This is a genomic window from Brotocaccenecus cirricatena (genome assembly GCF_020687045.1).
Taxonomy (GTDB): Bacteria; Bacillota; Clostridia; order Oscillospirales; family Oscillospiraceae; genus Vescimonas; species Vescimonas cirricatena.
On the sequence record NZ_JAJEPW010000040.1, the window covers coordinates 1 to 12,127 of the forward strand.

General features: G+C 54.3%; 10 protein-coding genes and 1 pseudogene. 5 read left to right on the forward strand and 6 right to left on the reverse strand.

Going from position 1 to position 12,127, the window contains the following annotated elements:
- The 5 genes and pseudogenes from LKD37_RS12025 to LKD37_RS12045 all read left to right on the forward strand — a co-directional run.
- The coding region (locus LKD37_RS12025; RefSeq protein WP_302929437.1) for a helix-turn-helix domain-containing protein at window positions 1–565 on the forward strand (565 nt) is incomplete at its 5' end.
- A 160-nt stretch (window positions 566–725) separates the two neighbouring features.
- Window positions 726–1,103 (forward strand): hypothetical protein, encoded by a 378-nt coding sequence (locus tag LKD37_RS12030; protein WP_302929438.1) that lies wholly within the window; start codon window positions 726–728, stop codon window positions 1,101–1,103.
- On the forward strand, window positions 1,042–1,401 hold the full coding sequence (locus LKD37_RS12035; RefSeq protein WP_302929439.1) for a TnpV protein: 360 nt from the start codon (window positions 1,042–1,044) through the stop codon (window positions 1,399–1,401). The genes LKD37_RS12030 and LKD37_RS12035 overlap by 62 nt, the downstream gene beginning before the upstream one ends.
- Before the next feature lie 134 nt (window positions 1,402–1,535).
- A pseudogene (locus LKD37_RS12040) lies at window positions 1,536–6,803 on the forward strand (LPD11 domain-containing protein); the annotation flags it as partial.
- Window positions 6,804–6,847: 44 nt separating this feature from the next.
- Window positions 6,848–7,342, forward strand: a complete 495-nt coding sequence (locus tag LKD37_RS12045) for a hypothetical protein (RefSeq protein ID WP_302929440.1) — start codon at window positions 6,848–6,850, stop codon at window positions 7,340–7,342.
- A 145-nt stretch (window positions 7,343–7,487) separates the two neighbouring features.
- On the opposite strand, the gene LKD37_RS12050 is transcribed toward LKD37_RS12045, so the two are convergent.
- The 6 genes from LKD37_RS12050 to LKD37_RS12075 form a co-directional block, all read right to left on the reverse strand.
- Window positions 7,488–8,174 carry an ABC transporter ATP-binding protein gene (locus LKD37_RS12050; RefSeq protein WP_302929441.1) on the reverse strand — a complete coding sequence of 229 codons (687 nt, stop codon included), beginning with the start codon at window positions 8,172–8,174 and terminating at the stop codon, window positions 7,488–7,490.
- On the reverse strand, window positions 8,174–9,244 hold the full coding sequence (locus LKD37_RS12055) for a hypothetical protein (protein ID WP_302929442.1): 1,071 nt from the start codon (window positions 9,242–9,244) through the stop codon (window positions 8,174–8,176). Before LKD37_RS12055 ends, LKD37_RS12050 begins: the two co-directional genes overlap by 1 nt.
- A 67-nt stretch (window positions 9,245–9,311) precedes the next feature.
- Window positions 9,312–10,322 carry a bacteriocin-associated integral membrane family protein gene (locus LKD37_RS12060; RefSeq protein WP_302929443.1) on the reverse strand — a complete coding sequence of 337 codons (1,011 nt, stop codon included), beginning with the start codon at window positions 10,320–10,322 and terminating at the stop codon, window positions 9,312–9,314.
- 67 nt (window positions 10,323–10,389) lie between these two features.
- Window positions 10,390–10,812: a hypothetical protein gene (locus tag LKD37_RS12065; RefSeq protein WP_302929444.1), complete on the reverse strand. Its 423-nt coding sequence runs from the start codon at window positions 10,810–10,812 to the stop codon at window positions 10,390–10,392.
- Window positions 10,813–10,878: 66 nt separating this feature from the next.
- Window positions 10,879–11,316 (reverse strand): hypothetical protein, encoded by a 438-nt coding sequence (locus LKD37_RS12070; RefSeq protein ID WP_302929445.1) that lies wholly within the window; start codon window positions 11,314–11,316, stop codon window positions 10,879–10,881.
- 143 nt (window positions 11,317–11,459) lie between these two features.
- A complete protein-coding gene (locus LKD37_RS12075) occupies window positions 11,460–12,125 on the reverse strand; it encodes an ABC transporter ATP-binding protein (RefSeq protein ID WP_302929446.1) in 666 nt (221 codons plus the stop codon).
- Window positions 12,126–12,127 lie beyond the last annotated feature (2 nt).

The window sequence follows — 12,127 nt, forward strand, 5'->3', positions numbered from 1 at the left end:
GACGGGTGGTCTTTATGGGCGGCTGTATGCCGGCAGGGGCATGGCTCCTGCCGGAACTCTTATTTTCATTTTTACGGGGCGCGATTGTAAGCGCCCCGTATGCCCTGCGGCCTCTTCCGGCTGCGCCGCCCAACCACAGCTTCAAATCGCCCCATTCTGCCCGCAGCAATCATGCTGCGGGCTTTTCTGCGTCTTTAGGGCTTCATTGCCGTTCTCCGCCTCCGTGAGTTTGAAATTCCCACATTTCAAATTCACGGAGGTTTTTATGTATTACAACACGAAGGCCAGCGGAGCGCGGATTCGTGAGCTTCGCATCGCAAAGAACTTCACGCAGGATGATCTGGCAGAACATATGAATGTTTCCCACGGCTATATCAGCTTCATCGAGTCCGGAAAGAGAGGCTGCTCGGTCGATGTGCCGATTGCGCTCTCGAAACTGTTTGGTGTATCCATCGACTACCTTGTCCTTGGTGCTGCCACCTCCACCGCGCCGGATTCCGCTGCGCTGAAAGCAGATATTCAGGCGTTGATCGGGCAGCTTGAGAAATTCAAGGAGCAGCTATAACCGATGTTACTAATGGTAAAGCGAATGTTACTAACGTTATATTCAAAACCGGCGCGTGGTCTTCTATAGCATTTTTCAAAATTAAAGCGCATATCCACATGAACGGAACCACCCTGAACAGTCAGAAGGCGAAACATTCTGAAAGGCGTGTTGAATCGCATTGCGAAGAGCATCCGATGACCTCGCCATCGTTGACGATTCCTTTCTTTACGGATATGATGAGTTCAACGTAGGAGCGGCCTTCCAAAGCGCCGCCGCCGTCAGCATCGCCTACTCGCTCATGTCCCGCTGCGGGCTTGAAGCGGACGACCGCTTCGAGCATGAGGATTTCCTGAGCATCTTCGATTTCAACACCCCGGAAGCCGCCGCCGAGCTGGGCACGGCGGTGAGCAGGATCAACGGAGAGGTGCTGCGGCAGATCGAAGTCACCATCAAGAATTACGAGCGCGAGAAACTCGCAGAAAGGAGCCATAGCCATGACAGAGCTGACCTACACCAAGAACGGGGACTACCTGATTCCCGATCTGACGCTGAGTGAGACGCTGGAGAACGCGAGACCCCTGGGCAAGTACGGGAGACTGCGCAGGAGCTACCTTCAGGAGCACAGACCGGGGCTGTACAGCCGTCTGGTGCTGTCGGAGAAGCTGTTCCCGCATCTGCGGGAGATCGACGAGACGGCGAACCGGAGGCTGGAGCAGATGATGCCGGAGCTGATGAAGTCGGCGGGCGTGACGGAGGAGCTGAAAGCCCGCGACCAGATGAAATGGGTGGGGCTGATGAACAGCCTGAAAGCGCAGGCCGAGGAGATCATCCTCAGCGAGCTGGTGTACAACTGACCAATGACGCGCCGGAAGCGGAACCGGCGCAGCCTCCGATACCGCAGGCATACCAACTGAGCCTGTTCCCCACGGAGGAAGAGCAAATCGCATATATCGCAGAAGCGGAGAGCTACACGCCCTCCGCTTTTTCCATGTCCATCCCGCAGTCGGATATCGACCACATTCTGCGTATGGAGGGCAACGCCGACTATGCCCGCATGAAGATCGCCACGGAGTTCTCCAAGGGCAAGAGCGTGGAAGAAATCGCGGCGTTTCTTCAAAGCAGCTTCCACGGCGGCAACGGCGTCGTCACCGAAAACGGCAGATATTCCGCGTGGTACGCAGAGGACGGCATTCACATCGCCAATGGGGACGCGGCAAGACACCTGACCTCTGCAAAGGTCGTAAGCTGGCAGGAGGCGGCGGAGCGCATCGGACAGCTTTTGGAGCAGGGCGAATATGCCGCCAACGTGGAGCTTGCGGAAGCACCGGGGCATGAGCGCACGGAGCTGGCGCAGTCTATCTGGTATCTACGGCAGGATTTAAGTGAAAAGGCACGGGCGCAGGGCTATCTCTCCTGCCTGTCGGATATGCGGGGCGGCGGTTTCCCGGAGGAAACGGCGCGGCTTGCCGAGCGGCTGGCGGAATCGGCTTTCCGTGAGGTTCTTCTGGAAGATTTTATGCAGTTCCAGACCGACTACCGGAAGGACAGGAGCCTGCTGCGCTTCCATTACCACAAGCCGGACAATATCGAGCAGGGCTTGCAGGAGCTGAATCTGCCGCGTAAAGAGTACAGTACGGAAATGGAGGAGATTCCCGCTGTACAGCGGTTCATTACGGAGGACGAGATCGCCGCGACCCTGACTCGCGGCAGCAATATTGAAGGGGGCAAGGGGCGCATCTACGCCTATTTCAAAGAGAAGCATACCTCCAAGGAACAGGCGGACTTTCTGAAAAAGGAATACGGCGTCGGGGGCAGCTCCCACGCGGTATCCGGCGCTACCCACAGCGGCGAAGACCACAGCGGCAAGGGCATCGTGCTGAAAAAGCAGGACTGCCCGGAAATTCAACTGAACTGGGCGAACGTTGCCAAGCGTATCTCCGAGCTGATCCGAAAAGGCCGTTTCCTGACCCCGGAGGAAAAGGCACGCTTTGAGCAGCTTCAACGGCAGACCGCAGAGCGAAGCACAGCATGGAATGACTACAATGCCGTAAAGGAAGCCTACCCGGACAACATCGTGCTGTTTCAGGTGGGGGATTTCTTTGAGCTGTACGGCGAGGACGCAAAGCAGGCAGCGGAGCTGCTTGACCTCGACCTTACCAAAAGAGCGATACCCGGCGCTGGCCGTGTGGAGATGTGCGGCGTTCCGGCGCACGATTTAGAGCAATATGTAGAGGAATTGCGAGACAAGTACGATGTGACCATTTCCACAAAGGGCGAAAACAGCCCAGAGCGGCGCACCTACACCCTGCGTTCCGTTGACCATGAAGCGGAGGCCGCCATCAATGCTTATGAAGCAGAGTTCGGCGCGGACGGCACGAGGGTGTTCCGCGACCCCGCCGCAGAGCAAGTTCAGCCCACGGTGCAGGAACGTTTGGAGCATTACAGGCCGGTGGTGATGGCAGCGGTTTCGGAGGATACAGCCTATCGCAACGCCTGCGGTCACTCCGACCGGGAAAATGCGGAAATCGAGTGTAATGCCGCCGTGCGCCGCGCCGTTCTCAATTCAAAAGATATGGAGCTTATCCGGCTATTCTCGGATATGCCGGAGTTCCGCAGCCGCCTGCACCGAGAGGTTTTTGAGGGAACCTATGAGCGGCTCCATGATCTGCTGCGTCCGCTCTCGCAGGACGATATAGACGATGCACTCCGTGCATGGAACGGAAATATCGAGAGCAAACACGCCGTAGTGCGGTATATGGAGCAGCACGGGCGCGAAAAAGAAACCGCCGCATGGCTCGCCCGCGAGTATGGAGGGAATGAAAGCAAAAGCCTTTTTATCATCCGTGCCGGAAGCCCGGAAACCGCCGAACTGACATGGTCGAAGGTGCAGCGGCGTATCGCACAGCTTATCCGCGAGGATAAATTCTTCACAGAGCAAGAAAAGTCTGTGTTGGAGCAGAACCGGAATTACCTGATTTTAGACCGGCTGCGGGCAGACTGCGAATACTTTCTTGGCGCAGGCAATCGCGCAGAAAAGCATCTGTGGGCGGGCAGCGTCTATGCACAGATCGTCAAAATGCGGGAGCTGTATGACGCGCTCCCCCAAAAACCGGAATGGCTGACGAAAGAAATGATTGATGATTATGCCGACCGAATGGCACCACAGTATCAGGTCGTAGTGTATCATCACTTTGAAAACGGCTTTGATGAGAAACGGGACTATCAAACGCTGGAAGAAGCAGAAAAAGCCGCACAGGGTTATGTGGACGGCACGATGGAAAGCGACGGCTTTGCGTATGACGGCGCAGCCATCTACGACCAGCAGGCACGGAAGTATCTGCGTATCTACGGCGATTACCCGGATGAACGGGCGCACGCAGAGGTAGCGGGACGTGAGCCGACCGCAGAAAGCATTATCCCCGCAGACCGTTTCCATGTGGTAAGCCTTGACCGGGGCTTCCGCACTCTGTACGCCGTATGGGACGATGAAAACCACGGCTACCATGTGGACGCGGACGGCGTGACCGAGGAATTTACAAGCGAATGGCAGGCGGAGGCGTACCGGCTGGAGCTGCAAGGACAGGCGGAGCAGGCGCTTTTAGAGCGGGCAAAGGGGCTGATTTCCGACTTCTGCCGGAGCGAATACGGCTCAGAGGCGGATTTCAGCGACCCGGCGAAGATCGGCGTCGCCTACACCACCGTCACCGACGATGAGATTCCCATTCAGGTGAACATCGACCTTGTGAATTACCGACTGGAGCGCTATCTGGACGACGTGCATCTGGAAACCCGGCAGTACGGCTCTTTGCAGGAGCTTATTACCAACGAGCTGGAAAACCTCGATTTCAGCGACCTCATCCATGTTTCGGATGAGGATGTGGAGCAATACCGCTGGCATGAACCAGAGGAAGCAGTTACAGACGTTCCCGAAGCGGCTCCCTCCCCGCAGCCGTTCCCGTATTCCGTAGGCGATACGGTGTATCTGGAAAACGGCAAGCCCTATATCATCGAGAGCATCGGCGTCTTTGATATTACCCTCAGCGACCCGACACTTTTCTATCCCATCTCCCGTGCGGAGAGCAGGGAGAGCTTCGCGCGGCTCATGGAGCGGTATCCGCAGCCGGAAAAGACCGCCGCAGAGAATACGGCTGTCCCCGAAAAAGAACCAAAACCCGCTTACACAGAGGAAACCGTGGCGGTATATCCCGCCGACAAAAACAACCTTCCCTATGATGTGGAGATTCGCACCCTGCGCTTTGACGAGCCGGAGCATGACCCACCCTCTGCGGAACCCGCCGAGCCTGAACCTCCTGCCGTGAGCGAGGAAGAAGCGCTGCTTCTGGAACAGGAAGGCCGAGCGGCACTTTCGGAAATGGGCGAATTTGTACCCGACCCCGATGATGCAACTTTGCAGGCCAAGATCGACGAGCCTTCCGCACACCGTCATGCGGTGTCCATTTCCATTGACGGCGAGTGGCAGGGCTTTCCCAGCGCCGACGCTGCGGAGCAGGCCGCTTATGCGGACTTCAAGGCAGCAAGCCACCGCAACGCGCAGAATTTCCACATCACCGATGATGCCCTCGGCGTCGGCGGCGCAAAAGCAAAGTTTCGGTCAAATATGGCGGCTATCCATCTCCTGCAAGAGCTGGAATTTGAGGGCTTGCAGGCCAGCCCGGAACAGCAGGAGGTCTTATCCCGTTACGTGGGCTGGGGCGGCCTTGCGGACGCTTTTGATGAAAGCAAGGATAACTGGAAAGACGAATTTGCCGAGCTGTACGCCGCGCTATCCCCGGAGGAATACGCCGCCGCCCGTGCCTCCACCCTCAACGCCTACTACACCAGCCCCACCGTCATCCGCGCCATTTACGACGCGGTGGAGAATATGGGCTTCCAGACCGGAAACATTCTGGAACCCAGCATGGGCGTGGGCAACTTCTTCGGTATGCTGCCGGAGAGCATGAAAAGCAGCAGGCTCTACGGCGTGGAGCTGGATTCCATCACGGGACGCATCGCAAAGCAGCTCTATCCCAAGGCGGATATTACCGTGGCGGGCTTTGAAACCACCGACCGGAAGGACTTCTTCGACCTGGCCGTGGGCAACGTGCCCTTTGGACAGTATCAGGTCAGCGACCGGGCTTTTGACAAGCTCGGTTTTTCCATCCACAACTACTTTTTTGCCAAGGCGCTGGATCAGGTGCGTCCGGGCGGCGTGGTGGCCTTCGTCACCTCCCGTTATACCATGGACGCCAAGGACAGCGCCGCAAGGAAGTATATCGCCCAACGCGCAGACCTGCTCGGCGCGATCCGCCTGCCCAACAATGCGTTCCGCGCCAACGCCGGTACGGATGTCGTTTCGGATATTATCTTTCTTCAAAAGCGGGACAGACCCATTGAGATCGAACCCGATTGGGTACACCTGGGAGTGAATGCGGACGGCTTTGCCATCAACCGGTATTTCCTCGACAATCCCGATATGGTGCTGGGACGGCAGACCTCGGAAAGCACGCAGTACGGCAGGCAGGACTTTACCGTTGCGCCCATCGATGGCGCAGACCTTGCGGAGCAGCTCAGCGGCGCAATTCGGAATATCCGTGGAACCTATGCGGAAGCGGAGCTGCCCGATCTGGGCGAGGATGAGACCATCGTGGAGACCATCCCGGCAGACCCGAATGTGCGGAACTTCTCCTACACCGTGGTGGACGGGGAGCTGTACTACCGGCAGAACAGCATCATGACCAAGCCCGACTTCAACGCCACCGCAAAGGAGCGTGCCAAGGGCATGGTGGAGCTGCGGGACTGCGTGCAGAAGCTCATCTCTCAGCAGATGGACGGCTTTATTTCGGATGAAACCATCCGGCAGACGCAGGCGGAGCTGAACACCCTATACGACGGATTCACCGCAAAGTATGGGCTTATTAACTCACGCGCCAACGCACTGGCCTTTGCCGAGGACAGCTCCTACTATCTGCTCTGCTCTCTGGAGGAGCTGGACGAGGACAAAAACCTCAAGCGCAAGGCGGATATGTTCACCAGGCGAACCATTCGGGCGCACGAGGCAGTGACCAGCGTGGATACCGCTTCGGAGGCGCTGGCGCTGTCCATCTCGGAAAAAGCCTGCGTGGACATGGACTATATGGCGCAGCTTACCGGCAAGGATGAGGACGCTCTCGCCTCCGATCTTCGAGGAGTTATCTTCCGCAATCCCGAAAATAAGCGCTGGGAGACCGCTGACGAGTACCTCTCCGGCAATGTAAGGGAAACCGCTACGATCAGGCGATGAAGGTGGTAAAGCTCAAGCAGATGGCAAAGACGCTGATATATCTGGAGGAAAAGGGCTTTGCCGATTTCGACGCACTTGTCAATGCCGCCGCCGATGCGGAGAAGCGGTTCTATGATTTGAAGGCGGCCATAAAGGCGGCGGAAGCGCGTATGAGCGAGATACAGACTTTGCGGACGCACATCATGAACTATTCCAGAACCCGCAGCGTTTACACCGGCTACCGCAAGGCGGGATACTCGAAAAAATACCTTGCGGAGCATGAGGGGGATATCCTCATCCACAAGGCGGCGAAGAAAGCCTTTGATGCGTTCGGTCTGAAAAAGCTGCCCACGGTCAGGAGCCTGAACGAGGAATTTGCAAGGCTGCTGGCAGAGAAAAAGGCGGCCTACGCCGAGTACCACCGGGCGCAGGAGCAGATGCGGGAGCTGCTGATCCACAAGGCGAACGCCGCCTATCTGCTGGGGCTGAACGAACAGAACCGGCAGACCACCGAGCGGCAGCGCGAGGAAAAATAGAGATGGCAGATCGCGCAGCCACAGATGAAATCTGTGTTACAGGGGGTATGGGGAACGCCCCATCAAGCAAAAGGCGGGGACTCGTCAGAGTCTCCGCCTGCTGTCTTTTGGCTCCAAAAGACCTTGCTTGCCAAAGCCTCGCAAGCTACAATGCACACGGGGTCAGGCTACCGTCGGCCAGAAGAAACGTCCTGTCGCACTGCCGTGCAACATCCGGATCATGTGTCACGATCACCACGGCTCTTTGCAGATCGTGAGCCAGCTCACGCAGGCAATGGATCACGATGGCGGAATTGTCCTTGTCCAGCGATCCGGTCGGCTCGTCCGCCAGTATGATTTTCTGGTCATTGACCATGCTGCGAATGATGGCAACCCGCTGCCGTTCGCCGCCCGACAGATGCTTTACGGTGCTTTTCAGCTTATCCGCAATCTGCAATTTCTCCGCCATGCTGTTGATAATCTCCCGATACTCCTTTGAACTCTTTTTATGCTTGCTGTAAAGCGTTGGAACAAGAATATTCTGCATGGAGGTATCCTCCTCAATCAGGGCGAAGTCCTGCACGATGTATCCGAAGTATTGGTTGCGTATTCTGCATCGCACGGCGTCACTCATATCGCTTGCCTTTTGCCCGTCCACATATACCTCGCCGGAATCGGGCGCAACAACTATGCCCATTAGGTTTAGAAGCGTGGTTTTTCCACTTCCCGAGGGACCGATGATGGCGATCATCTCGCCCCGATGAACCTCCAGCGAAGCATTTCTGACGGCGTGAACCCGGTAGTCGTGGTCCTTGAATGTTTTGCTGACGTTTTGAACAGATAATAAAGCCATCAGTAGTCCCTCCTTAGATTCTGCAAGCTATTCATTGTCCCGATTCGTTTTCCGGCGTACACGGCCGCAAACCGGCACAAGCCGGCAACAAATGCCATGCACAGCGGCAAAACATACCACAGCGCCATTTCGTTTCGGAACATGACAAATACGATCCCGATGATTGGAAGTATATGCAGCACCAGCACGAAGCCGCCCACCCGCCTCCGAATGGTACGGATCGGAGCACCGTAAAGGTGGTGCACCGTGTACTCTGCCACATGGGTTTCAATGATGCGAATGATATTGCAGATCAGAAGAATGACCAGCAGAGCGCCAGACAAAAGATAAAACAGAATATACAGTCTGTGGGCGCGGATCGAAGCAGAGGTGGTTATCTGCGTAAAATCCTCTGTGGAGATTCCCGTATACAGTATTCCTGTCTGCTCGTAGAACAATTTTTGGAGCTGTTCAATTTCTGCATCGGACGGATCTACGAGAACCATCCGTCCAAAGACCTCGCCGCTCAACCCCCACCATGGAAACATCTTATTGACCGTTTGAAAGTCCCTGGTGCAAAGGATCAGGGTGTCGGACAGCAGGGGATCGCCCGACTCCATATAATACAGCGGATGGAACAGATCAAAGTGCACTCCTGCATTGGTAACAGCCTCTATTTCCCTGCCCGATATCGTAACGCTGCCGCCTGCATCTTCACGGTGAGCTTCGGGAACAAAGAGCGCCATATCCCCGTCATAGTGCAGCCCTGCCAGAGTGCTGTACTGCCCGAAAAGAATCAGTATCTGTGTATATTTTTTGTCCACATAGCCGTCGTTGCCGACAAAGACAAAGCTGCCGGCCTTCCCATCTGCGGACAGGTTATGCTGCAAATAATCCAAAACAGCGTCGGGCTTTTGCTGCTGCTTGTTTGGGGATGCAGCGCCCTCCGGGTTTGGCTCCATCTGTACGGTTTTCATCTGAAACATGACCACGTTCTGACGGATAAAGGAGCGAATGGCCGCTGACTGCCTCTGCACCGAGGAAAAGCTCACCGAAAGATACAGAATCGCCATGGCGATCATCGTCGCCACAACGGTGTAAAAGAAGGCCCATGCCCATTCCTTTCGGAGGTCTTTGAGTATCTGCTTCCATACCATATCAGTAACGCCCCTCCATTCCGCGATGCTTTCGCTGCCAACTTAGGAAACATATCGTCTGAACCGCACATATAAACAAGATGCTGCATACGCCGCTTAATACGGCAACATTCAGATACGCCGCTCTATGTATTAAGTAAAGCTGCGTTCTCCCGAGTATATATCCAAGGCCCGTTCCCAATACCGCGATGCACATCAGGCGAAGCAGAAGCCTTACAAATAGGTATGCATAGGCCGCGCCATACAGGTGGTGTATGACCATGAAGCGGTTGCTTTCCCGATACATCATGGACATTGCGAATACGGCGCAGAACACCAGCCCGAGGAAGGCAAACAGCAAAGACCGGGACACGAAATCATCCATAAACATCTTTTTCAGGACTTCAAGGATATTCAAATTGCTGTCGGTGTAGGTCTGATATTCGATACTCCTGCCGGTTTTCTCGACTATGCTTGTTAATTCGGAAAGGCTCTCGCCGCTGTCTACGTTTGTGAACAGCAGACCCTGCAAATCGGTAATATCCATCAGCGGATAATAAAAGAATGCGTCACCTTGGAAGGTGGGGGAGCGGTTTCCATCAAACTCCCCGAGAATGTGATAGTTATACGTTCCGGGAAACAGCGTATCACCCTTCATATAGGCGTGCAGGTTTCTGCTTCCTTTTTGGACGAGGGAGGTCTTGGCTTCCCGGCCATCAAAGGGCGTCTGCCAGGTTCTTTGGAACCATCCCGCATAGTCCAAAGCGGCAATTCCGGCTGACGAAAAGCCCTTGTAAAAAACCACGGCTTGATTTCGTCTTGCCCAGTCGTCCAAATCCTCCCGCAGCGTTCCAAGCTCTGCGCTCGCTTGTGCGCCCGGTTCACTTTGATAGTCGAACACGGTAAACCCGGTAAAATCATCGGATGCGGAATCGTAGTGCATAGTATAAACCATATAAAAGAACAAGGTCGTTAGCATGAACACCAGAAGCAGCGCCATAAACGACAGCCATTCTCCCTTTCTTTTTCCCATAATAATCCTCCGTTTTCGATTCGTATGTATCCCTCAGTGCTTACATCAAGTGTATAGTTCTAAAGTGCTATTCGACAACTGGTGGAGCATTCACAGGCCAGATGCCGGACCCATGAGGAACCCAATCAAATCCGTATCTGAACTGTGTCTTATGGGGGTTGGGAATAATGGAGTCCGTATAGGTATGGCTTCGGCTCAAGATACGTCCGTCATTGGGACCGTTCCCATAAGCGGTATAAAGCCTCCCTGTATCGTTCACAATATTTCCCTGTAAATCATAACGCCAATAACGGATGTAACCGCGCGCAGCGTGGTTTCCATTTTCGACATATGATGGTTGACACTGAACATATCCATAGTAGTAAATGGACATGTCTTCGTGGGAGTTTGTCGCATAGTTCGGCGACATGGCGGCAAAAACTGTTGTCGCTCCTAACAGCAACAGCGCAGCCACCAACCCGGTCATGGCTACAACATATTTGTTTTTCACGCAAAACTCCTTTCTACGATGATGTAAGCACTGAGGGATAGATAGGAATTTGGTATTCTACTGATACTAATACGTTTTCGTTGTTGTTCGAGTAATAGTGTCCGGATCTCCGCCTGTACCAGAAATTACATAGATGACTGTAATTCGGTAGGTGCCGTGAGAAGCCAATTGGAACGTATGATCACCGATATACATGTAGTTGTATATAACATCATGCCATTGGTTGTCAGGTTGTCCAATATCAACTCGCGTCCAGAAGAATCCCATCGTTTTCTTCTCAATATATGTTGTAATTTCACCTTTGGTTGTTGTCCCCTTAATACCTTGATATTTGTTGGTTATGGTCAACAATCCGCCATCCGAAATAGATGCAACGCTGTTCGCTGTTATAGTATTATTGAATTTCGGTTCATATGAGAAAACGGCAAACGCACTTGTTGATGAACTAAGTATCAGGATAATGGCGATTATAAGGCTGGGTAGAATTCTTCTCTTTTTGATCATATACACTTCCTCCTCCATGTATTGTCTTGGTACACCTTTGCAAAACAGCAACCATGCTATGTTGCCCATCTATATATACAAAGCATCAGCTACGGAAACAGGTTACAGCTTTTTGTAAAAATTACGGGTGCTCGGTAGGCCTGTCATTCCGCCAGCCTGCCATCCTGCATTTTTACCGTAATGTCCGCCTCCGCTGCCACAGCGGGGTCGTGCGTCACAATCACCACGCAGCAGCCCTCCTCGTAAGCAAGACGCTTCAATATCTCCACGATGTTCCTGCCGTTTTCACTGTCAAGGTTGCCTGTGGGCTCATCTGCAAGGATGATCCGGCTGCCAGATACAAGTGCCCTTGCAATCGCCACGCGCTGCTGTTCGCCGCCGGAGAGCATATTAGGCAGCCGGTTGAAGTGCTCCTCGTTTAGACCTACTGCAAAAAGCTTTTCTCTTGCTTCCGATTCCGCTGCTTTTTTCTGCATATTCCTCATATACAGCGGATAGGCGGCATTTTCCAGCGCGGTAAGGTGTTGGAACAAATTGAAGTTCTGATAGATCACCGAAACGCTTTCCCGCCGGTAGCGGTCACGATCCATTGTGGCGGTTGTTTCGCCAGCCCATTTGATGCTTCCGGTTTCCGGCACGTCGAGTCCTGCTAACAGCGAAAGGAAGGTTGTCTTTCCGCAGCCTGAAGCGCCAATGATAGCGTACATTTTGCCCGGCTTGAATTCGACGCTGACGCCACTCAGCGCGTGCACTGTCTGATACTTGTTGCGGTAACTGTAGGTTACATCCTTTACAAGGAGACTCTCCATCT

Bases quoted from the DNA above. Each gene is read 5' to 3' on its own strand.
- LKD37_RS12035 (WP_302929439.1), top strand. From the start codon at position 1,042: ATGACAGAGCTGACCTACACCAAGAACGGGGACTACCTGATTCCCGAT.
- LKD37_RS12045 (WP_302929440.1), top strand. From the start codon at position 6,848: ATGGCAAAGACGCTGATATATCTGGAGGAAAAGGGCTTTGCCGATTTC.
- LKD37_RS12050 (WP_302929441.1), bottom strand. From the start codon at position 8,174: ATGGCTTTATTATCTGTTCAAAACGTCAGCAAAACATTCAAGGACCAC.
- LKD37_RS12060 (WP_302929443.1), bottom strand. From the start codon at position 10,322: ATGGGAAAAAGAAAGGGAGAATGGCTGTCGTTTATGGCGCTGCTTCTG.
- LKD37_RS12070 (WP_302929445.1), bottom strand. From the start codon at position 11,316: ATGATCAAAAAGAGAAGAATTCTACCCAGCCTTATAATCGCCATTATC.
- LKD37_RS12075 (WP_302929446.1), bottom strand. From the start codon at position 12,125: ATGGAGAGTCTCCTTGTAAAGGATGTAACCTACAGTTACCGCAACAAG.